This window comes from Microbacterium forte, from assembly GCF_031885415.1.
Lineage (GTDB): Bacteria > Actinomycetota > Actinomycetes > Actinomycetales > Microbacteriaceae > Microbacterium > Microbacterium forte.
Genome location: NZ_CP116871.1, coordinates 544,187 through 569,058, shown reverse-complemented (window position 1 = coordinate 569,058; position 24,872 = coordinate 544,187). Strand labels below are relative to the sequence as shown.

General features: G+C 66.7%; 24 protein-coding genes and 1 tRNA gene. 17 read left to right on the top strand and 8 right to left on the bottom strand.

Annotation, left to right across the window (positions count from 1 at the left end):
- The first annotated feature begins 124 nt into the window (after window positions 1–124).
- Both OB895_RS02875 and OB895_RS02870 read left to right on the top strand, forming a co-directional pair.
- Entirely contained in the window at window positions 125–1,867 is a 1,743-nt protein-coding gene (locus OB895_RS02875) for a DEAD/DEAH box helicase (RefSeq protein WP_042536686.1), read from the top strand.
- Between the two features lie 124 nt (window positions 1,868–1,991).
- Window positions 1,992–3,089, top strand: coding sequence for a VIT1/CCC1 transporter family protein (locus OB895_RS02870; protein WP_311878974.1), 1,098 nt, complete (start codon window positions 1,992–1,994; stop codon window positions 3,087–3,089).
- A 120-nt stretch (window positions 3,090–3,209) separates the two neighbouring features.
- Here the strand turns inward: OB895_RS02870 and OB895_RS02865 are convergent.
- Window positions 3,210–3,292: transfer RNA gene (locus OB895_RS02865), tRNA-Leu, on the bottom strand.
- Window positions 3,293–3,405: 113 nt separating this feature from the next.
- Here OB895_RS02865 and OB895_RS02860 point away from each other — a divergent pair.
- Window positions 3,406–4,701 carry a M20/M25/M40 family metallo-hydrolase gene (locus tag OB895_RS02860; RefSeq protein WP_042536684.1) on the top strand — a complete coding sequence of 432 codons (1,296 nt, stop codon included), beginning with the start codon at window positions 3,406–3,408 and terminating at the stop codon, window positions 4,699–4,701.
- Window positions 4,702–4,746: 45 nt separating this feature from the next.
- The gene (locus OB895_RS02855) at window positions 4,747–5,571 is read left to right on the top strand and encodes an undecaprenyl-diphosphate phosphatase (RefSeq protein WP_079112782.1); all 825 of its coding nucleotides are present in this window, start codon (window positions 4,747–4,749) and stop codon (window positions 5,569–5,571) included.
- Window positions 5,572–5,597: 26 nt separating this feature from the next.
- Here OB895_RS02855 and OB895_RS02850 read toward each other — a convergent pair whose 3' ends face one another.
- Complete coding sequence (locus OB895_RS02850) at window positions 5,598–6,446, bottom strand: PAC2 family protein (protein ID WP_042536682.1); 849 nt, start codon at window positions 6,444–6,446, stop codon at window positions 5,598–5,600.
- A gap of 124 nt (window positions 6,447–6,570) precedes the next feature.
- Between OB895_RS02850 and OB895_RS02845 the strand changes: the two genes are divergently transcribed.
- From OB895_RS02845 to lnt, 9 genes are read left to right on the top strand one after another with little or no spacing between them, the layout of a single operon-like run.
- Window positions 6,571–7,221, top strand: a complete 651-nt coding sequence (locus tag OB895_RS02845; RefSeq protein WP_079112783.1) for an HAD family hydrolase — start codon at window positions 6,571–6,573, stop codon at window positions 7,219–7,221.
- Window positions 7,218–8,237, top strand: a complete 1,020-nt coding sequence (locus OB895_RS02840; protein ID WP_079112784.1) for a tRNA (adenine-N1)-methyltransferase — start codon at window positions 7,218–7,220, stop codon at window positions 8,235–8,237. The genes OB895_RS02845 and OB895_RS02840 overlap by 4 nt, the downstream gene beginning before the upstream one ends.
- Before the next feature lie 10 nt (window positions 8,238–8,247).
- On the top strand, window positions 8,248–9,165 hold the full coding sequence (locus OB895_RS02835; protein WP_079112785.1) for a hypothetical protein: 918 nt from the start codon (window positions 8,248–8,250) through the stop codon (window positions 9,163–9,165).
- Window positions 9,165–10,160, top strand: a complete 996-nt coding sequence (locus OB895_RS02830; protein ID WP_042536678.1) for a helix-turn-helix transcriptional regulator — start codon at window positions 9,165–9,167, stop codon at window positions 10,158–10,160. The genes OB895_RS02835 and OB895_RS02830 overlap by 1 nt, the downstream gene beginning before the upstream one ends.
- Complete coding sequence (locus OB895_RS02825; protein WP_079112786.1) at window positions 10,157–11,146, top strand: helix-turn-helix transcriptional regulator; 990 nt, start codon at window positions 10,157–10,159, stop codon at window positions 11,144–11,146. Before OB895_RS02830 ends, OB895_RS02825 begins: the two co-directional genes overlap by 4 nt.
- Window positions 11,147–11,173: 27 nt before the next feature.
- Window positions 11,174–11,431, top strand: a complete 258-nt coding sequence (tatA, locus tag OB895_RS02820) for a Sec-independent protein translocase subunit TatA (protein ID WP_042536676.1) — start codon at window positions 11,174–11,176, stop codon at window positions 11,429–11,431.
- 54 nt (window positions 11,432–11,485) lie between these two features.
- Complete coding sequence (gene tatC, locus OB895_RS02815) at window positions 11,486–12,244, top strand: twin-arginine translocase subunit TatC (protein ID WP_042536675.1); 759 nt, start codon at window positions 11,486–11,488, stop codon at window positions 12,242–12,244.
- Entirely contained in the window at window positions 12,241–14,718 is a 2,478-nt protein-coding gene (locus OB895_RS02810; RefSeq protein WP_042536674.1) for a DEAD/DEAH box helicase, read from the top strand. The genes tatC and OB895_RS02810 overlap by 4 nt, the downstream gene beginning before the upstream one ends.
- Window positions 14,719–14,729: 11 nt before the next feature.
- On the top strand, window positions 14,730–16,253 hold the full coding sequence (gene lnt, locus OB895_RS02805) for an apolipoprotein N-acyltransferase (protein ID WP_079112787.1): 1,524 nt from the start codon (window positions 14,730–14,732) through the stop codon (window positions 16,251–16,253).
- Here lnt and OB895_RS02800 read toward each other — a convergent pair.
- From OB895_RS02800 to OB895_RS02785, 4 genes are all read right to left on the bottom strand, one after another.
- The gene (locus tag OB895_RS02800) at window positions 16,250–16,633 is read right to left on the bottom strand and encodes an RNA polymerase-binding protein RbpA (RefSeq protein ID WP_042536672.1); all 384 of its coding nucleotides are present in this window, start codon (window positions 16,631–16,633) and stop codon (window positions 16,250–16,252) included. The genes lnt and OB895_RS02800 overlap by 4 nt on opposite strands.
- 125 nt (window positions 16,634–16,758) lie before the next feature.
- Window positions 16,759–17,532 (bottom strand): glycerophosphodiester phosphodiesterase family protein, encoded by a 774-nt coding sequence (locus OB895_RS02795; protein WP_042536671.1) that lies wholly within the window; start codon window positions 17,530–17,532, stop codon window positions 16,759–16,761.
- Entirely contained in the window at window positions 17,529–18,455 is a 927-nt protein-coding gene (locus OB895_RS02790) for an SPFH domain-containing protein (protein ID WP_042536670.1), read from the bottom strand. Before OB895_RS02790 ends, OB895_RS02795 begins: the two co-directional genes overlap by 4 nt.
- Before the next feature lie 9 nt (window positions 18,456–18,464).
- Entirely contained in the window at window positions 18,465–18,938 is a 474-nt protein-coding gene (locus tag OB895_RS02785) for an NfeD family protein (RefSeq protein WP_056376841.1), read from the bottom strand.
- A 120-nt stretch (window positions 18,939–19,058) separates the two neighbouring features.
- Here OB895_RS02785 and OB895_RS02780 point away from each other — a divergent pair, with 120 nt between their 5' ends.
- A complete protein-coding gene (locus OB895_RS02780) occupies window positions 19,059–19,823 on the top strand; it encodes an SDR family oxidoreductase (protein WP_042536668.1) in 765 nt (254 codons plus the stop codon).
- A gap of 64 nt (window positions 19,824–19,887) precedes the next feature.
- Here OB895_RS02780 and OB895_RS02775 read toward each other — a convergent pair whose 3' ends face one another.
- Window positions 19,888–20,487 (bottom strand): HdeD family acid-resistance protein, encoded by a 600-nt coding sequence (locus tag OB895_RS02775; protein WP_042536667.1) that lies wholly within the window; start codon window positions 20,485–20,487, stop codon window positions 19,888–19,890.
- Between the two features lie 182 nt (window positions 20,488–20,669).
- Between OB895_RS02775 and OB895_RS02770 the strand changes: the two genes are divergently transcribed.
- The 3 genes from OB895_RS02770 to OB895_RS02760 are packed head-to-tail and all read left to right on the top strand — an operon-like array spanning window position 20,670 to window position 23,861.
- On the top strand, window positions 20,670–21,068 hold the full coding sequence (locus tag OB895_RS02770; protein WP_228385702.1) for a helix-turn-helix transcriptional regulator: 399 nt from the start codon (window positions 20,670–20,672) through the stop codon (window positions 21,066–21,068).
- Window positions 21,069–21,073: 5 nt separating this feature from the next.
- A complete protein-coding gene (locus tag OB895_RS02765; RefSeq protein WP_079113976.1) occupies window positions 21,074–21,484 on the top strand; it encodes a VOC family protein in 411 nt (136 codons plus the stop codon).
- Window positions 21,485–21,509: 25 nt separating this feature from the next.
- Window positions 21,510–23,861 carry an ATP-binding cassette domain-containing protein gene (locus tag OB895_RS02760; RefSeq protein WP_042536665.1) on the top strand — a complete coding sequence of 784 codons (2,352 nt, stop codon included), beginning with the start codon at window positions 21,510–21,512 and terminating at the stop codon, window positions 23,859–23,861.
- Window positions 23,862–23,875: 14 nt separating this feature from the next.
- On the opposite strand, the gene OB895_RS02755 is transcribed toward OB895_RS02760, so the two are convergent.
- Window positions 23,876–24,721: a class I SAM-dependent methyltransferase gene (locus OB895_RS02755; RefSeq protein ID WP_079112788.1), complete on the bottom strand. Its 846-nt coding sequence runs from the start codon at window positions 24,719–24,721 to the stop codon at window positions 23,876–23,878.
- Between the last annotated feature and the right edge of the window lie 151 nt (window positions 24,722–24,872).

Below are 24,872 nucleotides of genomic sequence, written 5' to 3'. Positions count from 1 at the left end.
CGCAGCCGTGCGGTGGAGGCCGCGCAGTGACCGAGCCTACCCGGGTACGAGCGTCCGGGCGAGACGCGCGCGGCGGAACTCGTGAGCGTGCCGAGTGCCGGCGGCAGCGATTATCGTTGTCTCGATGCTCTCTCCGTCCTTTCCTCAGCGTGCCCCTTGGGGAACCGCGAACAAGCTGCGCGCCTGGCAACAGGAAGCGCTGGAGCAGTACTTCCAGGCCGATCAGCGAGACTTCCTCGTGGCGGCGACACCGGGTGCAGGAAAGACCACGTTCGCCCTCACGCTCGCGGTCGAGCTCATGCGCATGGGCGAGGTCAACCGCATCATCGTGGTCGCCCCGACCGAGCATCTGAAGACGCAGTGGGCCGATGCCGCCGCTCGCGTGCACATCCGTCTCGACCCCCGGTTCCGCAACAGTCATTGGGCGCCGGCACGGCATTACCACGGCGCCGTGGTCACCTACGCGCAGGTGGCGGCGAAGTCGTCGGTCCACCGTCATCTGACCGAAGACGCGAAGACGCTCGTCGTGCTCGACGAGGTGCATCACGGTGGCGACGCGCTCAGCTGGGGCGACGCGATCCGCGACGCCTACGGACCGGCGAAGCGCCGACTGCTGCTCTCCGGCACGCCGTTCCGCAGCGACACCGCACCGATCCCGTTCGTCGAGTACCACCCTGACGAGTCCGGCGCGCGCATCTCCCGCACCGACTACAACTACGGCTACGGCCGGGCGCTGGCAGACGGCGTGGTCAGGCCCGTGCTGTTCCACATGTACGCGGGCAAGATGCGGTGGCGCACGAGCAGCGGCGACGAGCTCGAGACGCATCTCGGTCAGGACAACACGAAAGACGTCACGTCGCAGGCCTGGCGCACCGCGCTCGACCCCGAGGGCGAGTGGATGCCTGCCGTGCTCTCGGCTGCGGACCGTCGTCTGACCGAGATCAGGCACCACGTGCCCGACGCCGGAGGACTGGTGCTCGCGACCGACCAGACGGTGGCACGCGCCTACGCGAAGATCCTGCACAGCATCACGGGACAGCAGCCGACGATCGTCCTGTCCGACGACGCGACAGCCTCGGAGCGGATCGAGAAGTTCAGCAACAGCGAGGATCGCTGGATGGTCGCGGTGCGCATGGTGTCGGAAGGCGTCGATGTGCCCCGACTCGCCGTCGGGGTCTACGCGACGTCGTCGTCGACGCCGCTCTTCTTCGCCCAGGCGATCGGTCGCTTCGTGCGGGCGCGTCGACGGGGTGAGGCGGCGAGTGTCTTCCTTCCGCAGGTTCCGGTGCTCATGGGACTCGCGAACGAGATGGACAAGCAGCGCGACCACGCTCTCGATCGTCAGTCGAAGGACGACGACGGGCTCGAGGACTCGCTGCTCGAGTCGGCGAACCGCGAAGACGACGCCTCCGATGCGTTGACACAGGAGTTCAGCTATCAGGCGCTCTCGTCTGTTGCGCACTTCGACCGGGTCGTGTTCGAGGGACAGGAGTTCGGCCAGCTCGCCGAGCCGGGCACTCCCGAGGAGGAGGAGTTCATCGGGTTCCCCGGTCTTCTCGAGCCGGAGCACGTGCACGAGCTGCTGATGCAACGCCAGGCACGTCAGACTCGCCTGCGAGAGACACGGGAGGCCGAGGCAGGGCCGACCGAGACGACCACGCTCCCGGCGCCGCTGCACCGCACGCTTCGCGAGCAGCGCCAGCTGCTGAACAGCCTCGTCGGCCTGTACGCCCGACAGAAGGGCGAGCCGCACGGGGCCGTGCACGCGGAGCTGCGCCGGATCTGCGGCGGGCCTGCTGTCGCGCAGGCGACCGTCACGCAGCTGCAGTCGCGCATCGACGTGCTCCGCAAGCGCGTCCGATCCTGAATCGCGCCTTCGGTTCGGAGGCCCGAAAAGCTGGCAATCCTGCTCCCAGTGCCGCCGAGAGAGTGGCTCGAAGCTAGCGTTGAACGGTTGCCCCGTTCCCGGGGATCGTCGATCAGGAGACTTCATGACAGCCCCCGCTGCCGCCGAGCCGACCGCCGCAGACCGTCGCCGCTGGGCGCGCTACCTCGTGGAAGAACGCGCCGAAGGGCTCGTGTACCAGAAGCTCGCGAACCGTCGCACGGGCGAGGAGCGCGAGATCCTGCTCAGCCTCGCCGATGCCGAGCGTCGCCACGAGCAGCACTGGCTCGATCTGCTGGGCGCAGAACCGGCGCGACTGCCGCGAGCCGGCATCCGGTCTCGCCTGCTGGGCTGGATGGCCGGGCGGTTCGGATCCATCTTCGTCCTCGCACTCGCGCAGAGCGCCGAGGACAGATCTCCGTACGATTCCGAGCAGTACGCGACTCCTGCCATGCGCGCAGACGAGAAGGTGCACTCCGAAGTCGTCCGCGGTCTCGCCGCTCGTGGGAGGCGCCGTCTGTCCGGGTCGTTCCGTGCTGCCGTCTTCGGAGCGAACGACGGCCTGGTGAGCAACCTCGCACTCGTGCTCGGCATCGGCGCTACGGGTGTCAGCTCCGCCTTCGTCCTGTTCAGCGGGATCGCGGGTCTGCTCGCCGGGGCTCTGTCGATGGGCGCGGGGGAGTTCGTCTCCGTGCGCTCCCAACGCGAGCTGCTGGCGTCGACGGAAGCCAACGAGGATGCCGCGGCATCCGCCGCCGATCTCGACATCGACGAGAACGAACTCGCTCTGGTCTACCGCGCGCGCGGAATCGGCCAGCAGGAGGCGCTCGAGCGCGCACGGCGGATAGTGGACGCCGCGCGAGCCGGAGTCGAGCGCACGACGACGGGGCCGATCCACCTCCACGCCGGAGACGACCACGAGATCGTCGGCAGCGACTGGACGGCGGCCATCTCGAGCTTCCTGCTCTTCGCGTCCGGCGCGATCATCCCTGTGCTCCCGTGGATCTTCGGACTCGATGGGACGACTGCGGTGGTCGTCGCGCTCGTGCTGGTGGGGGTCGCTCTGCTGTCGACCGGAGCGATGGTCGGCATCCTGTCGGGGGGACCGCCCCTGCGTCGCGCGCTGCGGCAGCTGGCGATCGGCTTCGGCGCTGCGGCCGTCACGTACGTGCTCGGGCTGGTGTTCGGCGTGAGCACGCTCTGACGCGCGCCGGCCCGTGGGGCAGGGCTCGGGGAGTTCACCTCGGGTTCTGCCGGACGACACGTCGACACCGAAGGTACGAAGAAGGCCTCGGATATCGTATGGATATCCGAGGCCTGTCTGTGCGCGGAGGGGGACTTGAACCCCCACGCCCTTACGGGCACTACGACCTCAACGTAGCGCGTCTACCATTCCGCCACCCGCGCAGGTGTTGGATGTTCGTTGCCGAACGAAGATTTACATTAGCACGAGCTTCGAGGCACTCAGAAACCGGCGGTGACGCCCGGGCGCGCCACGACGTTTCGATAGCCTGGACCTCATGACTGACGTGGCTCTCCCCGAGGTGGTTCGCATCGCGAGCGACCTGATCCGATTCGACACCTCGAACTTCGGCGGAGGCAACGCGAAGGGTGAGCGTGAGGCAGCCGAATATGTCGGCGCCTATCTGCAGGACCTGGGTCTGGATGTCGAATACTACGAGCCGATCCCGCGGCGCACGAACGTGATGGCGCGCGTGCCGGGGCGCGATCGGAGCAAGCCGGCTCTCGTCGTGCACGGACACCTCGACGTCGTCCCGGCGATGGCCGAGGACTGGAGCGTCGACCCGTTCGCGGGCATCGTGAAGGACGGCATGCTCTGGGGGCGTGGAGCGGTCGACATGAAGAACATGAACGCGATGATCCTCACGGCCGTCGCAGACCTCCTGCGTGCGGGGGAGCAGCCGGAGCGCGATCTGGTGCTCGCATTCTTCGCCGACGAGGAGAACGGCGGCGTCGAGGGCTCGGCGCTCGTCGTCCAGAACCACCCGGAGTGGTTCGCGGGAGCGACCGAGGCCATCAGCGAGGTGGGAGGCTATTCGATCACGGTCGACGATCGCCGCGCCTACCTGCTGCAGGTGGGGGAGAAGGCGCTCATCTGGATCCGCCTCGTCGCGCGAGGGCGTGCCGGCCACGGAAGCCGACTGCACGACGACAACGCCGTCACGAAGCTCGCAGAAGCTGTGGCGGCCCTCGGGCGCACTCGATGGCCCCTTCGTCTCACTCCCACCACGGAGGCGCTGTTGCAGGGCCTGAGCGCTCTCACAGGCCGCTCCATCGACGACCCGGACGCGCTTGCTGCCGCCGCCGGCCCCGCTGAGGCGTTCCTCCGCTCATCGTTCCGCACGACGACGAACCCCACGGCGCTCACCGCGGGGTACAAGCACAATGTGATCCCCGAACGAGCCGAAGCGCTGATCGACGTGCGGGTGATCCCGGGAACCGAGGACGAGGTGCTCGCCGAGCTGCAGCAGATCGTCGGCGATGACATCGAGATCCAGACCGTCGTTCGCGACATCGGCATGGAGACGCCGTTCGAGGGCGAACTCGTCGAGGCGATGGTGGCGAGTCTGGGGCGGCACGACCCGGGAGTGCCGGTCATTCCGTATCTGCTCGGCGCCGGAACCGACAACAAGGCGCTGGCCTATCTGGGGATCACCGGGTACGGATTCGCGCCACTCCGCCTCCCTGCCGACCTCGACTTCACGGGGATGTTCCACGGTGTCGATGAGCGAGTGCCCGTAGAATCGCTTGTCTTCGGTCAGCGGGTGCTGGCCGATCTGCTGCGCACGTATTGAGCTCTCTGCTCCACGTCCGCGCACCACGAATCAGAAAGCTCCTCCATGCACTTGTTCGAAGCGCTCATCCTCGGCATCGTCCAGGGACTCACCGAGTTCCTCCCGATCTCCTCCAGCGCCCATCTGCGCATCCTCGGCACGTTCCTGCCGTCCGGCGAGGACCCTGGTGCCGCGTTCACCGCGATCACGCAGATCGGCACGGAGGCGGCGGTCGTGGTGTTCTTCTGGCGCGACATCGTCCGCATCATCGCGCAGTGGTTCCGCTCGCTGACGGGCAGAGTGCCGCGCAGCGATCCGGATGCCCGGATGGGCTGGATGATCATCATCGGGAGCATCCCGATCGTGCTGCTCGGCCTGCTCTTCCAGGATCAGATCGAGACCGTCTTCCGGTCGCTCTGGATCGTCGCGATCATGCTGATCGTGTTCGGCATCCTGCTCGGCGTCGCCGACCACGTGGGCGCGAAGCGACGCAAGCTCGATCAGCTCACCTATCCGCATGGCATCGCATACGGCTTCGCGCAGGCGCTCGCGCTGATCCCGGGTGTGTCGCGCTCGGGCGGGACGATCACGATGGGACTGTTCCTCGGTTATGAGCGCGCGGCTGCCGCGCGCTACGCGTTCCTCCTGGCGATCCCCGCGGTGTTCGGCAGTGGCTTCTATCAGCTGTTCAAGAGCTGGGACGAGCCTTCGTTCTTCTCGTTCGGCGACACGCTCGCAGCGACCGGCATCGCGTTCGTCGTGGCACTGGGCGTGATCGCGTTCTTCATGAACTACATCTCGAAGCGCAGTTTCCTGCCGTTCGTGATCTACCGCATCCTGTTGGGCACGGTGCTCCTGGTCCTTCTCGGCACCGGCGTCATCGCGGCATAGCAGCGCGGCACCGGAGACCTCCGGGCTCAGCGCTTGTGGTCTCCGGGGCCGTCGCCTCTGCGCTTCAGATAGCGCTCGAAGGCCTGAGCGATCGCATCGCCGGACGCATCGGGGGAGTCCCACGTGTCGCGGGTCTGCTCGAGCTGGCGGATGTACTCCGTCATGTCCTCGTCATCGGCGGCGGCGGCGTCGATCGACGCCTCCCACGCGGCGGCCTCGGTGCGAAGGTGGTCTCGCGGGACGTCGACGCCGGTCAGCTCCTCGAGCCTGTCCAGAAGAGCGAGGGTGACCTTCGGTGACGGAGTGGCGGAGGCGACGTAGTGCGGCACGCTGGCCCACAGGCTCGCGGTCGGGATTCCGGCGCTCTCGGCGAAGTGCTCGAACACGCTGAGGATGCCGACGGGGCCCTCATAGAGAGACCGCTCGAGGCCATGCGCTGCGCGGACCTGCTCGTTCTGGCTCGACGCGAAGATCGAGATCGGTCGCGTGTGGGGCACATCCGAGAGCATCGCGCCGAGGGTCACGAACCCGGTGATGTCGTCGCGAAGAGCGACGTCGATGAACTCCGCAGCGAACGACTGCCAGGTGCGCGCGGGCTCGACTCCCGTCAGCACCCAGAACTCGGGACCGGGCCCCGGGTCGCGCGGGCGCCACAGACCGGCCTCGGGCCAGGTGAGCTGGCGGCGGCCTTCGGCGTCCGTCTTCGTGGCCGGGCGGGTGTACTGATAGTCGAAGTACAGCTCCGGGTCGATGGAGTGCACGAGGTCGTAGTCGTTCGCGGAACGCAGCGCGGCGATCGCGCCGCTCGCGGCCTCACCCGCGTCGTTCCAGCCATCGAAGGCGACGATGACGATGCGTGAACCGAGGACATCCATCGTGGGCTCCCTTCGCCAATTCCGGATCGGTATCCCTCCAGGCTAGTCCGACCGCGCGGGGACCGGGCGGAGCCACGGGTAACATGGTTCGGTGAGCAGACAGCCCCGCGCGATCCTCTGGGACATGGACGGAACCCTCGTCGACACCGAGCCGTATTGGATGGCAGCCGAGACGGCGCTGGTCGAATCCTTCGGCGGGTCATGGACCCACGAGGACGCCCTTCAGCTGGTCGGCAACGGTCTCATCGACAGTGCGATCATCCTCCAGCACGCGGGGGTGGATATGGACGCGGACGCGATCATCTCGCTCCTCACCGATGGAGTGCAGGAGGCGCTGCGCACACAGGGAGTGCCTTTCCGCCCCGGTGCCCGCGAGCTGCTGCAGGACCTGAAGTCGGCGGGGATCCCCACCGGCCTCGTCACGATGTCGCTGCGCCGTATGGCGTTGAGCGTCGTCGACCTGATCGAGTTCGACGCCTTCGACATCGTCGTCGCCGGCGATGACGTGATCCACCCCAAGCCTCACCCCGAGCCCTACCTGCACGCGGCGTCGCTGCTCGAGATCGACATCGCCGAGGCCGTGGTCATCGAGGACTCGCCGACCGGACTCCGTGCAGGCATCGCCTCCGGCGCCGTCGCTCTCGGCGTGCCGCACATCGTCTCCCTCGACGACGTGGGCGCTCACGAGCTCTGGCCGACCCTCGACGGTCGCACGGCCGCAGACCTGATCGAACTCTTCGACCGCAAGACCTCCATGACGGGAGCCACCCGATGACCGACATCACCTCACCGCGGCCGAGCGGGCCGTTCCGGGAGGGCGATCGGGTGCAGCTGACCGGCCCCAAGGGTCGTCTGCATACCGTGACCCTCCGCGAGGACGGCGAGCTGCACACCCATCAGGGAGTGCTGCGGCATCGTGACCTCATCGGTCTTCCCGACGGTTCGGTCGCCGCGAACAGCTCGGGGCACGAGTACCTCGCGCTGCGGCCGCTGCTGCGCGACTTCGCGATGTCGATGCCGCGCGGCGCGGCGATCGTCTACCCGAAGGATGCGGCGCAGATCGTGATGCAGGCCGACATCTTCCCCGGCGCGGTCGTCGTCGAGGCGGGCGTCGGTTCGGGCGCCCTCTCGCTCTCGCTGCTCCGGGCCATCGGTCCGGTCGGTCGACTGGTGTCGTTCGAACGTCGTGAGGACTTCGCCCAGGTCGCCCGCGGGAACGTCGAGACATTCTTCGGCGAGACGCCGGACACCTGGAACGTGGTCGTCGGGGATCTCGCCGATGCGCTTCCAGCCGAGTTCCCGGCCGGCACGGTCGATCGCGTCGTACTCGACATGCTCGCACCGTGGGAATGCATGGACGTCGTCGCCGACGCACTCACACCCGGCGGCGTCGTGCTCTGCTACGTCGCGACGGCCACGCAGCTCTCGCGCGTCGCCGAGTACATCCGCGGCACCGGGCTGTTCACCGACCCCGAGGCGTCCGAGACGATGGTGCGAGGATGGCACGTCGAAGGCCTCGCCGTCAGGCCCGATCACCGCATGGTGGCGCACACCGGCTTCCTCCTCACGGCGCGCCGGCTGGCACCGGGTGCCGTGGCGCCGCAGGTGAAGCGCAGGGCCTCGAAGAGCAGCTATGGCGATGCGGATGTCGACGCGTGGACGCCCGGCGCCGTAGGCGATCGCGAGATCAACGACAAGAACCTCCGCAAGCGTGCCAGGGAGGCCGCGAAGGCCGCCGAAGGGGCACGTCTGGCGTCTGGTTCGCGCGAATCCGAGCCACCGACGGAATAGACTGGAGCGCGTGCGTAAAACGTCCGCCGTTCTGGCCACCCTCAGCCTCGCCGTCCTCACTCTGACCGGATGCGCTTCGGCGCCGTCGTTCGCCGGTGACGTCTGCGATCGTGCGGCCGCGTCTACTCCATCCATCAAGGATTCGGTGTCCGTGGAGGGCGATCTGGGTGAGGCGCCCGACGTCACGGTCTACAGCCCCGTGAAGGCGGACGAGACCTCGTTCGCCGACATCGTCACCGGCGAGGGGAACACCCTCACCTCGACTTCTCAGCCCATGGTGCTCGACATCGCCTTCTATGGCGGAGAGAGCGGCGAGAAGCTGTACGAGTCCGAATTCAACGGCGACCCGAGCCGCGTGCACAGCATCTCGTACTGGGCCGAGCGGTCCGCCGGACTCGAGACGGTGCTCGAGTGCGCCACCGGCGGAAGCCGGATCGTCGCCGTGCTGACCCCCGAGGACTTCGGTGAAGCCAATGCCGAGGCATTCGGACTCGCGAAGGACGAGAACGTCGTCGCGATCGTCGACCTGCAGGATGTCTACCTGGCCCACGCCGAAGGCGCATCCCAGTTCAACGACGCCCGTGGCCTGCCGACCGTGGTGCGCGCTCCTGACGGGACCCCTGGCGTGATCATCCCCGACAGCGATGCTCCGACGGAGGCTGTGACTCAGACGCTCATCAAGGGCGACGGTGCGAAGGTCGAGAAGGACTCGACGATCGTGACCAACATCATGGCCCTGGGCTGGGATGACAAGACCGTCACATCGAGCAGCTGGGGCGCGGAGCCCAACATCGGTCCGGCAGCGGAGGAGCTCGTCGGCGCGACCGTCGGGTCGCAGCTGCTCGTCGTCGTGCCCGAAGCCGACGGAAACCCGGCGACCGCCATCGTGGTCGACATCCTCGGCATCGTTCCCGTTCCGGAGCAGTGATGGCCGCCCGTATTCCCGCGGAAGAGCGTCTGACGAACCTCGTCGTGGCGCTCATGGCCACGGAGATCGGGCTCACCAAGCAGCAGATCCTCGACAACGTGTCGGGCTACCGTCAGCGTGCCGATGCGGGCGTGCGCTCGGATGCGCTCGAGAAGATGTTCGAGCGCGACAAGGACGAGCTGCGTACTCTCGGCGTCCCCGTCGAGACGATCGGCGACCAGGCTGATCCCAATGACCTCCGCGAAGCCCGCTATCGCATTCCGCAGGCGGAATACGACCTGCCCAGCGACATCGAATTCACCGCTGCTGAGCTCGCTGTGCTGCAATTGGCCGGCAGCGTCTGGAGTGCCGAATCCGCATCGGGCGACGCCAAGGCCGGCGTGCGCAAGATCCGGGCACTCGGGATCGACGGCGACGAGCCGATCATCGGCTTCGCGCCACGGATCACCGCTCGCGATGCGGCGTTCCCGCAGCTGCAGGACGCGATCGAGAAGAGCCGCGTCGTCGTCTTCGACTACCTCAAGCCGGGGGAGCACGCGCCGCGCCGCCGCAGCATCCGTCCGCTGGCTCTCGTCGACTACGAGGCGAGATGGCATGTCTTCGGCGTCGACGTGGACATCGAGGAGGACCGCATGTTCCTGCTCAGCAGGATCGTCGGGGACGTGAGGATCACGACGAGGGCCTTCGACTCCGCCCTGCGCGAGGGAGCGGGGGAGCGTGCACTGAGTGGTCTCGAGCGCGTCGCCTCTCAGAACTCGGCGCTGCTCGAGGTCACCCCTGGCACCGAGGCCTCGCTGCGTCTGGGCCGCCGTGCGACGCCTGCGGCGACCCAGGGAATCCTCGTGCCGTTCGTCGACCTGCATATCTTCGCCGACGAACTCGCCTCGTACGGCCCCGAGGTGCGGGTGGTCGAGCCCGTCGCGCTGCGCACCGCAGTCGTCGATCGCCTGAGCGCGGTCGTCGCGACCAACTCGGACGCAGGGGAGTCACGATGAGCGCTCAGGCGAAGCCGCTGCTCGCCGCCGACCGCGTCCGCGTCTACCTGACGCTCGTGCCTTACCTTCTCGAGCACGGCCAGGTCTCGCTCGCTGAGGCGGCTGCGGAGTTCGGGGTGACTCCGGCGGAGATGCGACAGATGGTCGAGAAGCTGACCGTCATCGGCCTGCCCGGTGATTCCGGCTTCTGGCAGCAGCCGCAGGAGATGTTCGACATCAACTGGGACCTCCTCGACGAAGAGGACGTCATCGAGATCACCAACGATGTCGCCCTACGGCGGGTTCCGCGCTTCACCGCCCGCGAGGCCGCAGCGCTGCTCGCCGGTCTGCAGATGGTCGCCGCCGTGCCGGCGGTCTCCGACTCCGGACTCGTCAGCGGTCTCATCTCGAAGCTGTCGCGCGGTGCGGCAGACGCCCCGGCAGAGGTCGTCGTCGCGCCGAGCGCTGTCGACGAGGTGCGCCAGGTCGTGTCGCGCGGTGTGCAGAACGGTGTCGCCGTGTCGTTCACGTACCAGGCGCCCGATGCCGCACCCACCACGCGAACCGTGGATCCTGTGCAGGTGCTGATCACGAACGCACAGTGGTATCTGCAGGGGTGGTGCCACATGCGACAGGCGATGCGGACGTTCCACCTCGATCGGGTGAGCGATGCGCGTCTGACGGACATTCCGATCACACACGCCGGTGACCACGTCCCGGAGGCGTTCACCGCCGTCGAGGACGAGGGCGAGGTCAGAGTGCGTGTGCCCGAGCGGATGGCGCCTCTGCTCGGTGACTTCCTCACCGCGGACAACGCCGACGTCAGTGACGGGATCGTAACCGTGCGGCTGCACCTGGCCGACCCTCGGGGTGTGAAACGACTGGCGGCGAAGTTCGGCGGAGCCCTCGAAGTCGTGGATCCCGGCGTCGCCCGCACGGCTGCACGCGAGTGGGCCGCCGCAGGACTCGCGCTGTATCGCCGACCAGACGGCGACAACGCCGGTTAGACTGCTACTAAACGACGAAGGAGAATCATGGGCGCTTTCGGTTGGCCACATCTGCTGATCATCCTCGCCGTCATCCTGCTGCTCTTCGGTGCGGCGAAGCTGCCGGCACTCGCGAAGAGCCTCGGGCAGTCCGCCCGGGTTTTCAAGGGCGAGATGAAGGCGATGAAGAACGAGGACGCGACTGACGCCGCGGATCCGGCATCCCCGACTCCCGCGGCCACCACCGCGGACACCACGGTGACGGCTCGCGACACGGATCCGGGTCAGCCTCCTCGATCCGCATAGTTCGTGTCCGCTCTCGAATCCGCCGATCCGGGGACGCCGGGCCGCGACAGGCGGATGTCTCTCGGCGCGCATCTGATCGAGCTGCGTCGGCGACTGTTCATCGCGGCCGGCGCTCTCGTGGTCGGCATGATCATCGCGTTCATCATCACCGGACCGGTCATCGATCTCCTGTCGATTCCGATCGCTGCGATCGCCGAAGAAGAAGGTCGCGAGTACGTCGGCCTCAACTTCACGACCGTCACGAGCGGGTTCGATCTCCGGATGCGCATCGCGTTCGCGATCGGTCTGCTGATCTCAGCCCCGGTCTGGCTCTGGCAGGTCTGGGCGTTCGTGATGCCTGGACTCACGAAGAAGGAGACCCAGTACACCTGGGGATTTCTGGGAGCTGCCATCCCGCTGTTCTTCGGCGGATGCACTGTCGCATTCTTCGTCCTCCCGCACGTGATCGAGATCATGGCGGGCTTCGTGCCGACGGGAATGGCGCAGTTCTTCGACTACGCGACCTATTACGACTTCGTCTTCAAGTTCCTGCTTGTGCTCGGCATCGCCTTCGTGCTCCCGGTCTTCCTCGTCGCGCTCAACCTCGCGGGGGTCGTCTCGGGCAAGGAGATCCTCAAGGGATGGCGCGTCGCCATACTCGTGTGCACGATCTTCGCGGCCGTCACCACACCGCCCGCCGATGTCTTCTCGATGCTGCTGCTGATGGGGTCCATGATCGTGCTGTACTTCGCGGCCACATTGATCTCGATGCTCTTCGATCGGCGCAAGCGCAAGGCTGATGCGGCCGCGGGCATCGAACCCGTGAGCGCATGAGCTCGCCGGCAGAGCGATACGCCGCGGCTCGCGAAGCCGCAGGGCACCCGGCGACGGTCGCCTTCGCCGCGAATCAGAAGTTCGAGCTCGACCCGTTCCAGATCGAAGGGTGCCACGCGCTCGAAGACGGGAGCAGCGTGCTGGTCGCCGCTCCCACCGGGGCGGGAAAGACCATCGTCGGAGAGTTCGCGATCCATCTCGCGATGCAGACGCCGCGCGACAAGGCGTTCTACACGACGCCGATGAAGGCCCTCTCCAATCAGAAGTTCCGCGAGCTGGTCGACGTCTACGGCGCCGATGACGTGGGTCTGCTCACGGGTGACACCAACATCAACGGCAACGCTCGGATCGTCGTCATGACGACCGAAGTGCTGCGCAACATGATCTACGCCGATTCCGCAGCGCTGCGCGACCTTCGGTATGTGGTGATGGATGAGGTGCACTACCTCGCCGACCGATTCCGCGGGGCGGTGTGGGAAGAGGTGATCATCCACCTCCCGCAGCAGGTGCGGCTGGTGTCGCTGAGCGCCACGGTGTCGAACGCCGAGGAGTTCGGCGATTGGCTCGACACGGTGCGCGGAAACACCGAGGTGATCGTCTCGGAGATCCGACCGGTGCCGCTCGAGCAGCACGTGCTGGTGCGTGATGATCTGCTCCCGCTCTTCGACGACCGCGCGGGCATCGCGACGGCTCTGGTGAATCAGGAGCTGATGCGAATCCGCTCGTCCACCGGTTCGAACTACGACAACAACCGTGAGGCGCAGTCCTACCGCAGCAATCGTCATGCGGGACGGCAGGCGCAGCGTCCGCCACGCGGAGGACGCCGTGCGGTCCGCTCGGCGAACGTGCAGCGGATCGAGCGCATGGACCGCCCCGACGTGGTGCGGCTGCTCGAGGCGGCCAACCTGCTGCCGGCGATCTTCTTCATCTTCAGCAGGGTAGGCTGCGACGCTGCGGTGCAGCAGGTCCGCAGATCGGGTGTCCGTCTGACCTCGACCGAGGAGCGGGCCGAGATCCGCGCGATCGTCGAAGACAGGACGCGGACCCTGCAGGATGAGGATCTCGGTGTTCTCGGATACTGGGATTGGCTGGAGAACCTCGAACGCGGCGTGGCCGCCCACCACGCCGGGCTCCTGCCCGCCTTCAAAGAGGTCGTCGAGGAGCTCTACAAGCGCAAGCTCGTGAAGGTCGTGTTCGCGACCGAGACCCTGGCGCTCGGCATCAACATGCCCGCACGCACCGTGGTGCTCGAGAAGATGGAGAAGTTCAACGGTGAGGCCCGGGTGGCGATCACCTCGGGGGAGTACACCCAGCTCACCGGACGAGCCGGGCGACGGGGCATCGACGTCGAAGGCCACGCCGTGGTGCAGTGGACCGAGGGGATGGATCCGCAGGCGGTCGCCGCACTCGCCTCACGTCGCACCTACCCGCTCAACTCCAGTTTCCGTCCGACGTACAACATGGCGGTCAACCTGATCGACCTGTTCGGCAAACAGCGGGCGCGCGAGGTGCTCGAATCGTCCTTCGCTCAGTTCCAGGCCGATCGCGCGGTGGTCGGACTCGCCAGGCAGGTGCGTGAGGCCGAGGAATCCCTCGACGGCTACAAGGCGGCGATGGTCTGCGACCACGGCGACTTCTTGGACTATGCCTCGATCCGCCGAGAGCTCAGCGACCTCGAGAAGAAGAACCGTCAGGACTCGAGCGCTCCGCGGGCATCGCGCGACAAGCGCATGAAGCAGATCCAGAGCCTGCGCACCCGGATGCAGCGGCACGGCTGCCACCGCTGCCCCGATCGCGAGGCCCACGCCCGTTGGGCGGAGCGGTACTGGAAGCTCAAGAGGCAGAACGACCGCATCCGTCGTCAGATCGAGACGAGGACCGGAACGGTGGCTCGCGTCTTCGATCGTGTCGTCGAGGTGCTTGAGACGCTCGACTACCTCCACCGAGACGAGAACGACGAGACCACTCTCACCGAGGCCGGTCGGACGATGCGTCGCATCTACGGAGAGCGTGATCTCCTGGTCGCAGAATCCCTGCGGCAGGGTCTCTGGAGCGGCCTGGACGCTCCGTCGCTCGCCGCCATGGCCTGCTGCCTCGTCTACGAGCCGCGACGCGACGAGGCGAACGCGGGCGAGCGCGATCTGCCGAGAGGGGCTTTCCGCGCAGCCTACGAGAAGACCACGACTCTCTGGGCCGAGCTCGACGACCTCGAGAAGGATCACCATCTTCCGGGGTCCGAGCCCTTGGCTGCCGGTCTCGCGGGCGCAATGCACTCGTGGGCCCGGGGCGGGATGCTCGATCGCGTCCTGATCGACGCCGACATGGCCGCGGGCGACTTCGTCCGGTGGGCCAAGCAGACGATCGACCTGCTCGACCAGCTCTCGATCGTCGCGGAGGACGGCGCCCTGGCGCGCAATGCCCGCGTCGCTCTCGACGGCGTGCGCCGCGGCATCGTCGCCTACTCCTCGATGTGAGAACGGGACCGATGCCTGATTCCCCAGCGCGACAGCGCCCTCTTCTGCCGCTTTCGCTCGCCCTTCCCGTTGCGGCCCTGGCTGCGCTCCTGATGAATCTCTCCTACCCGGATGCCGCGGTGTGGGCACTGGCGTTCCCGGCCACCGCGTTGCTGCTCGTCGCGCTCATCGGCCGTCGGGTCGGAGGCGCGCTCGCGGTGGGGCTGGTCTACGGGGTGATCTTCTTCGGACTGCTCGTGTCGTTCACCTCGCGCTACCTCGGCCCGCTGCCCTGGGCCGCACTGAGCGTCCTCGAAGGCGTCCTCACGGCGGTGGCGCTGATCCTGATCACGCTCGCCTATCGATGGATCCCCACAGCCTTCCCTGGCGCCTGGGCGCGCCTCCTGCTTCTTCCGGCCGTCGTGGCCGCGCTGTGGGTCGGGCGCGAGGTGTTCGTCGGCTCCTGGCCGTACGGAGGCTTCCCGTGGGCCCGTCTGGGCATGAGCCAGGCCGAGAGCCCGCTGGCCCCGGTCACCTCGTGGATCGGCGTCAGCGGTCTCAGCTTCCTGATGGTGTTCCTCGTCGCCCTCCTCATCCAGGTGATTCGCGAACGTGCCTGGCGACGCCCGACCGCGCTGATCGCACCGGTCATCGTGACGGTGGCCCTGCTCATCACGCCCCTGTTCCCCACGACCGTCACCGGGTCGATGCGCATCGCCGCGGTGCAGGGGAACGGGCCGAGCGGGTATTTCGACGAGCGCCAGCCCTACTCGCTCATCGACGCGCAGACGGACGCGACCGAACCGCTCTACGGCGAAGACGTCGATCTGCTGGTCTGGCCCGAGGGATCGCTCGACTTCGACCCGTTCCAGTCGGATTCATTGGCGCGGAGGATGAGCGCGATCACCTCGCGAATCGGCGCGCCGCTGCTTGCCAACGCCGCGACGGAGCGAGAGGGCCTGTTCTACAACACCTCACTGCTGTGGACGGAAGACGGCGGGGACGGGCAGCTGCACGACAAGCGGCACCCGGTTCCCTTCGGCGAGTACGTGCCCGACCGTGCCTTCTTCAATGCACTCGCGCCCGATCTGATCGGACTCATCCAACGCGAATACACCCCGGGAACGAACCCGCCGGTCATCGATGTCGACGGCGTGAGGGTCGGATTGGCGATCTGCTTCGACGTCATCTACGACGACGTGATCAGCGAGGGAATGGCCGAAGGAGCCGAGGTTCTCGTCTTCCAGACCAACAACGCCGACTTCCGAGGCACCAACGAGAATCTGCAGCAGCTGGCATTCGCGAGGATGCGGGCGATCGAGACCGGCCGCAGCGTCGTGAACATCTCGACGGTGGGCACGAGCCAGATCATCCGCCCGGATGGGTCCACCGTATCGAGCCTCGACGCAGGAAAGGCCGGAGCGCTGCTCGAGGATGTCGAGCTTCGCTCCGGCCTGACAGCCGGTGTCGTCACCGGCCCCTGGATCCAGATGCTGCTGCTGTGGGGCGGGCTGGGCGCGCTGGCCTTCGGGCGGTTGCGCGCCCGTCGGCGCTAGGCGCCGATCTTCTCGCGGGTCGGGTCTTCACCTGCACCGCGGCGCGCGCGGATGAAGGCGAGTCGCTCTTCGAGCAGTTCTTCGAGTTCTGCGCGTGTACGACGCTCGAGAAGCATGTCCCAGTGCGTCCGGGCTGCCTTCTCGTCGGTCGCGTCGAGCGTGACGGCCTGGCCGTCGACGTTCAGGCGGGCGTCCGCTCCGCAGGCACGGCATTCCCAGGTCTGGGGCGGTTCTGCGTCCGCCGAGAACATCAGGTTCGTGACATGGCCGCAGGTGTCACAGATGTAGGTGGTTTCACGGCGCTCCATGAAAACGACGCCCTCTTCGCTCTGTAGGCTCTGGGCGCCGAGTCGGATGCCGCGTAGGCTGCGATCTGCCATTGTGTGGTCCTCTCGTCGCTGTCAGGTATAACGCTCCAGCCTGTGCGCTTCATCCACGCGGGCGGAATCTCGGCGCGATTCACAGCGGAATCCCAGCGCCACAGCGTAGAGGCGGCGTGGCGCGATCAGCGGCCGATCGTCGCCAGCGCGAGGTCCGCGCGGTCCGTGACGATCCCGTCGACACCTGCATCGACCAGCCGTCGCATGGAGTCGGCGTCGTTCACCGTCCACACGTGAACCTCGACGCCGCGTCGGTGCGCGGCGCTGATCAGAGGGGGAGTGAGAACCTTCACACCGCGGTGACGCTCGGGGATCTGGAGGACGTCGATGTCGCGCAGCGCGCGGCCGGGGGAGACGCGGACAGCCGAGAGGGCGCGAACTGCGGCGATGGTGCGACTGCCACCCGATGTGGCCGGTCTGAGAGCGGCACCGGCACGGAGCACCGATGCGATCGTGGCGCGACGGTCGGAATCCGAGAAGCTGGTGACGAGCACACGGTGCGTGTGATCTTCGAGAATCGGGCCGAGGGGCTCGGCGGCCTCGGTGGTCTTCACATCGATGTTGAAGCGCGTCGTCGGGAATGCCGACAGGGCCTCGGCGACGGTGAGGAGACCGCCGTGATCGGCGAAGATCGCGGCGAGCTCACGGGTGCGTACATCCCGCACGGGTCGGGGGTCGCCGGCAAGGCGCTGCAGCGTCGCATCGTGGAAGAGAACGACGTCACCGTCGGCCGTCATCCGGCAGTCCGTCTCGATGTACTCGGCGCCGGCGGCGTGAGCCGCGGCGAAGGCCGCTGCCGAGTTCTCCCAGACGCCGGAGTCCTCGCCCGCCGTGGTGATCAGACCGCGGTGAGCGAGGACTCGGGGGTGGGCTGCCTTCTCGAAGTAGGGGTGCGTCACGCGCCCGGGTGGTTCGTCGGAGGCTGTCCGGGCTTCGGCGTGAACGCGGTGCCGATGCCCTTGAGCGCCTCGGTCAGCTCGCTCGGGATGATCCAGAGCTTGTTCGACTGTCCCTCGCTGATCTTCGGCAGCATCTGCAGGTACTGGTAGGCCAGCAGCTTGTCATCCGGCTCACCCTGGTGGATGGCGGTGAAGACATTCTGGATCGCCTCGGCCTCACCCTGGGCGCGCAGCACAGCCGCCTGCTTGTCACCCTCTGCGCGGAGAATCTCCGCCTGCCGTGCGCCCTCCGCCTCGAGGATCGCGGACTGCTTGGTTCCCTCGGCCGTGAGGATGGCCGCACGGCGGTCACGCTCGGCGCGCATCTGCTTCTCCATCGAATCCTGGATGGAGATGGGCGGGTCGATCGCCTTCAGCTCCACTCGCCCGACGCGGATGCCCCATTTGCCGGTCGCCTCGTCGAGAACGACGCGGAGCTGGCCGTTGATGTTGTCGCGGCTCGTCAGAGCCTCTTCGAGGTTGAGGCCACCGACCACGTTTCGGAGGGTCGTCGTCGTGAGCTGCTCGACCGCACCGAGGTAGTTCGCGATCTCGTATGTCGCGGCGCGAGCGTCGGTCACCTGGAAGTAGACGACGGTGTCGATCGAGACCACGAGGTTGTCCTCGGTGATCACAGGCTGCGGCGGGAACGAGACCACCTGTTCGCGCATGTCGATGAGGGGCCGGAGGCGATCGATGAAGGGCACCAGGATGTTGAGTCCGGGCATCAACGTCTTGTGATAGCGGCCCAGGCGCTCGACCACGCCGGCTGTGGCCTGCGGGATGATGCGGATGGAGCGAGCCAGCGTGACCACCACGAAGATGATGATCGCGATGACGAGTATCCACCCGATCGCGGCGGGGATGAACGATGCATCGTCCAAGAGGTTCTCCTAGTCGTTGACGGGACGGACGGTCGCGGTCGCGCCGTTGATCGCGATCACTGCGATCGGTGAGCCCTGGGGGATCGGCACGGCCCCTGCGGTGCGGGCGGTCCAGGTGTCGCCGTTGCTCAGCTTCACCTGTCCGGAGATCTGGGTGATGTCCTGCAGGGCCGTGCCTCGCAGATTCAGCAGGGCCTCGACGTTGGACTTGGTCGGGTCTTCGCCGCGATGCAGACGCTTGATCAGCGGCGGACGCAGGAAGAGGATGAACAGTGCGGCCGCCGCCGCGGCGATCAGCACCTGGACCCACACCGGGATGCCGAGGAAATCGGTGACGAGGCCGACTGCGCTGCCGAAGCTCAGCATCAGGAAGGTGAAGTCGAGAGTGAGCATCTCGATCACGAGGAAGATGGCGATCAGGATCAGCCACCCGATCCATGCCCATTGGTCGATGAACTGTACGAATGTCGCGAAGTTGTCCATGCGGCCTCCTTTGCGGTCAACCTATCACGCGGCACGAGCCGGTTCCCGGTTCGAAGGGGCCGGCTTGATAGTCTGAAAGCGCCGTGTCATCACGGCGATTCACGCATCAGAGGAGTCACCGTGACCGACGTTCTTCCCGCAGGTTCTCTAGAGGGCAAGGTCGCCCTCGTCACCGGCTCGTCTCGAGGAATCGGGGCAGACACCGTGCGCTACCTCGCCGAGGCGGGGGCGGACGTGGTCATCAACTTCCGCAACAAGGCGCCGCGCGCCGAGAAGCTCGCCGCTCAGCTGCGCGAGCTGGGGCGACGCGTGCTCGTCGTCGGCGCCGACCTCACCGACCCCTCGTCGGTCGGCGAGATGTTCGATGCGGTGAAGGCCGAGTTCGGTCGCCTCGATGTGCTCGTGCTGAACGCATCAGGGGGCATGGAATCCGGGATGGCTGAGGACTACGCGCTGACGCTCAACCGCGACGCGCAGCTGAACGTCCTCGACGCCGCTGCCCCTCTGCTCGGCGATGGGTCGCGGGTCGTCTTCGTGACGAGCCACCAGGCCCACTTCATCCGCACCACGCCGACGATGCCGGAGTACGAGCCGGTCGCGCTGTCGAAGCGTGCAGGTGAGGATGCGCTCCGCGAGCGCATCCCCGGTCTCGCCGAGAAGGGCATCGGGTTCACCGTCGTCTCCGGCGACATGATCGAGGGCACCATCACGGCGACGCTTCTCGAGCGCGCCAACCCCGGCGCGATCGCCGAGCGCCGCGAGTCCGCAGGCAAGCTCTACAACGTGTCGGAGTTCGCAGCGGAGATCGCACGTGCGGCAGTCGACGCCGTTCCTGCCGACAACACCCGGTTGGTCGGCGACGTCAGCGCCTTCGAGGCCGAGTGAGTCTCTGAGACCAACAGAGAGAGCCCCGTCCGGATGGACGGGGCTCTCTGCGTTTGGAGGCGAGTCAGATCGCGGAGTCGGCCTTCGCCGAGGCCACGAAGTCCTTCGCGTCCTTACCGAGGGTGATCGCGCGGACGATCTGCACGATTCCGAGAACGACGAGCGAGATGCCGAGCACCAGCCAGAGCACCGCCGCCGCGTACAGCGGGGAGAAGAGCACGACGATACCGGCGATGATGCTGAGCAGTGCGTAGAGCAGCGTCCAGACCCGCGAGCCGTCCTGTCCGAGGAGGGACAGCGCCACCACTCCGTCGACGATCCAGCTGATGCCGATGAAGATGACGACGACGAGCGCGAGGGTCGCCGCGGCGACTCCGAGGTTCGCGAACGCGATCACGCCGGCGACGATGTAGACGAGGCCCAGCACGATGTGGCCGACTCGAGCCCATCCGCCCTTGACCTTGGAGAAGATGCCCAGGCCGATGTAGACGAGACCTGCGATCACGAGGTAGGTGGCGAAGATGCCTGTGACGATCACGGCGGACTTGAGCGGCCAGACGAGCAGGACGATGCCGGCGATGAGGGCGATGGCGCCCGAGACCGCCAGCACCACGCGAATGGACTTGAACAGTGACTTCGCTTCGGTTGCGAGTGGATCAGACATGGTGGGGGACCCCTTTCTGAGAAAATCCTGTGAGGGATGGTCACAGAGTAGCGCTGTCCGGGGCGGGATGGGGGGAGGTCGATATCGATATGTCGCGGACGTTCACACGCTGTTACGCGAGGTCATGCGAAAATCGGGGGGTGACCCCGGACGACGATGCGCGGCTCCGCGAGCTCGTCGTGATGCGCAGAGTGCGGGATCGCATCGATCGCGAGTACGCGACGCCTCTCGATGTCGAGGCTCTGGCGCGCGGCGCGCACATGTCGGCGGGGCATCTGAGCAGGCAGTTCAAGGAGACCTACGGCGAATCGCCGTACTCCTATCTGATGACGCGGCGGATCGAGCGGGCCATGGCATTGCTGCGCCGCGGCGACCTCAGCGTCACCGAGGTGTGCTTCGAAGTGGGGTGCTCATCGCTCGGCACCTTCAGCACACGATTCACCGAGCTCGTCGGTGTCTCACCCCGCGTGTATCGTGAGCGCGCAGCGGATGTCGACGGCATCCCCACCTTCCAGGCGAAGCACGTGATCAGACCGATCAGGAATCAAGAAGCGCCGCGCACGGGCGCGCACCTAACGTGAATCCCATGAGAATCAGCATCCACTACGCATTCCTTCCGCACACCGACGCCGATGCGGCCCTCGGCTTCTATCGGGACGCCCTCGGGTTCGAGGTGCGCAACGACGTCGGCTACGACGGTCTCCGATGGCTCACGGTCGGCCCGCAAGGACAACCGGAGACGTCGATCGTGCTGCACCCGCCGGCCACAGACCCCGGGATCACCGACGCCGAGCGACAGACGATCCTCGAACTCATCGCCAAGGGCAGCTACGGCGCGCTGACGCTTGCGAGCGACGATCTCGACGCCGTGTTCGAGCGTCTCGTCGAGAGCGGCGCGGACGTGGTCCAGGAGCCCATGGACCAGCCGTACGGCGTGCGCGACTGCGCGTTCCGCGACCCTGCGGGCAACCTTCTCCGAATCAACCAGGCCGGCTGACCCCGGTCGCTACTCGAGGATCCTCATGACGACGCACCCCGCTGACGGCCACGACATCATCCGCGTGCAGGGTGCGCGCGAGAACAATCTGAAAGAAGTGAGCGTCGACATCCCCAAGCGTCGTCTCACGGTGTTCACCGGTGTCTCGGGGTCGGGCAAGAGCTCACTGGTCTTCGACACGATCGCCGCCGAGTCGCGGCGCATGATCGATGAGACCTACAGCGCGTTCGTGCAGGGATTCATGCCGTCGGTGCCTCGCCCCGACGTCGATGTGCTCGAGGGACTCACGACCTCGATCATCGTCGATCAGGAGCGACTCGGGGCGAATCCGCGGTCAACGGTCGGCACGGTCACCGATGCGAACGCGATGCTGCGGATCCTCTTCAGCAAACTGGGCCAGCCCTACATCGGGGGCCCCACAGCCTTCTCCTTCAACATCCCCACCCAGAGGGCCAGCGGGGTGATGACAGGGCCGGGGGGCGAGAAGAAGATCGTCAAGGACGCGATCTACCTTGGTGGCATGTGCCCTCGGTGCGAGGGCAGGGGAGCGGTGTCCGACCTCGACCTCACTCAGATCGTCGACGAGTCGAAGTCCCTCGACGAGGGGGCCATCATGGTCCCGGGGTACACCGCGGACGGCTGGATGGTGAAGGGCTTCTCCGCGTCGGGGTTCTACCCGGCCGACAAGCCGGTCGCCGAGTTCACCGAGAAGCAGCGCCACCTGTTCCTCTACGGCGAAGTCACGAAGGTCAAGATCTCGGGAATCAACATGACCTACGAAGGACTCATCCCCAAGATCACGAAGTCGATGCTGTCGAAGGATCTCGACGCCCTGCAGCCGCACATCCGCGCCTTCGTCGAGCGCGTGGCGACGTTCGCGACTTGCCCGGAGTGCGACGGCACCCGTCTCACCGAGGGGGCTCGGTCGTCGAAGATCGACGGCATCAGCATCGCGGATGCGTGCCGCATGCAGGTCACGGATCTGGCCGAATGGGTGCGCGGTCTGGAGCTCCCTGGCGCAGCTCCGCTGCTCGAGGCGCTGCGTGCCAACCTCGACGCATTCGTCACGCTCGGCCTGGGGTACCTGAGCCTCGAACGGCCCTCCGGTACGTTGTCCGGCGGAGAGGCGCAGCGCATCAAGATGCTGCGCCATCTGGGGTCGTCTCTCACCGACGTCACCTATGTGTTCGACGAGCCGACCATCGGCCTTCATCCGCACGACATCCAGCGCATGAACACGCTGCTTCTGCGCCTGCGAGACAAGGGCAACACGGTGCTGGTCGTGGAGCACAAGCCCGAGACCATCGTGATCGGTGATCATGTGGTCGACCTCGGTCCCGGCGCGGGAAGCGCGGGAGGCGAGATCTGCTTCGAGGGAACCGTAGAAGGCTTGAAGGCCAGTGGCACGCGCACGGGTGATCATCTCGACGATCGAGCAGTGCTCAAGGAATCGGTGCGCAGCAGCACCGGTGCGATCGAGATCCGCGGTGCCAACGCCAACAACCTGCAGGACGTCGACGTCGACATCCCCACCGGCATTCTCACTGTGGTCACTGGGGTCGCCGGTTCGGGCAAGAGCTCGCTGATCCACGGATCGGTGTCGAAGCTCGAGGGCGTCGTCGCGATCGACCAGGGTGCGATCAAGGGATCACGACGGAGCAACCCCGCCACGTACACCGGCATGCTCGAGCCCATTCGCAAGGCGTTCGCGAAAGCCAACGGCGTCAAGCCCGCGCTGTTCAGCGCGAATTCCGAAGGAGCGTGCCCGACATGCAAGGGCGCCGGTGTGATCATCACCGAGCTAGGGTTCATGGACACGATCGAGACGCCGTGCGAGGACTGCGGCGGCAAGCGGTTCCAGGCTGCCGTCCTCGAGTACAAGCTGGCAGGCAAGGACATCACCGAGGTGCTGGACCTGCCTGTCGCCGAGGCGAGGGTGTTCTTCTCCGAAGGGGAAGCGAAGCTGCCCGCCGCCGCCACGATCCTCGGTCGCCTCGAAGACGTCGGCCTCGGGTATCTCTCCCTCGGGCAGCCGTTGTCGACGCTGTCGGGCGGCGAGCGTCAGCGCATCAAGCTGGCCATCCAGATGGGGGAGAAGGGCGACACGTACGTGCTCGACGAACCGACCACGGGCCTGCACCTCGCGGACGTCCAGAACATCCTCGGCCTTCTTGATCGACTCGTCGAATCCGGCAAGACCGTCATCGTGATCGAGCACCACCAGGCGGTGATGGCTCACGCCGACTGGATCATCGACATCGGACCGGGCGCGGGCCATGACGGAGGTCGGGTCGTCTTCGAGGGAAGCCCGGCGGATCTCGTCGCGGCCAAGTCGACGGTCACGGGGGAGCACCTGGCGGAGTACGTCGGCGCGTAGGGGAGGGGCCTGCCTCAGTCCCGGCGCGCGACGATGGTGAAGGTGCAGGGGATGAGGTTCCGTTCCGCCTCTGGCCACGCGTAGCCGCCGGACACCTCGACCATCCGCGGGCTGAACTGCCAGGGGAGTGTTCGTCCCTCATCGAAGTGCAGGAGGCGGAGACCGGCTCTCAACAGCGATCCGAGGATCTCGGAGAGGGGGTGCGGCCACTCGTAGGTGCGCGGGTGAGCGACCTTGCCGTCTCCGGCGTAGGTCGACTCGTCGTCCCATTGCTGCGCACGGCCGTCGCCGAAGTACGGGTAGCGGGTCGTGAGTTCTTGGGCGCCCTCGTCGAGAGCCAGCAGCGCAGGATGGCCGTCGCGGATGAAGAACGTCCCACCCGGACGCAGCAGAGCGACGATCTGGGCCGCCCATCGGTCGAGATCCTCGAGCCAGCAGATCGTCCCGATACTCGTGTAGACGATGTCGAAGTCGCCTGACACCACGTTGCTCGCATCGAGGACGTCGGTCTGGACCCACGTGGCCGAGACCCCGACGCGGTTCGCGAGTGCCTCTGCGGCTTGCAGCGCCGGCTCCGAGAAATCGACGCCGGTCACGATCGCCCCGGCACGCGCCAAGGAGATCGTGTCCGTGCCGATGTGGCACTGGAGGTGGCACACGTCCAATTCCGCGAGCGTTCCGCCGCGCACGAAACGGTTGAGCACCGGCAGGTCGTCGCTCACGACGTCGCTGATGTGAGTCGGCTCGTCGTACGCGTCCAGACCGTATGCCGCTTCGTGCAACGGGACGCGATCATCCCAGTTCTGTCGGTTGGCGTTTCGCGCCGCTTCCCAGTCGATCTCGACGTTGCTTCCGTTCACGTCACGAGCCTATCGACCGCTCCGATCGCGGCAACGTAGTAACGCCGATAATGCACATTATGTCAGAACACGTCAGAATCGGCCTCCCCGTCGCTTATGGACCCGCGGTGTCGAAGCCAGTCACACTCCCATAGCTGTCACGACCAAACCC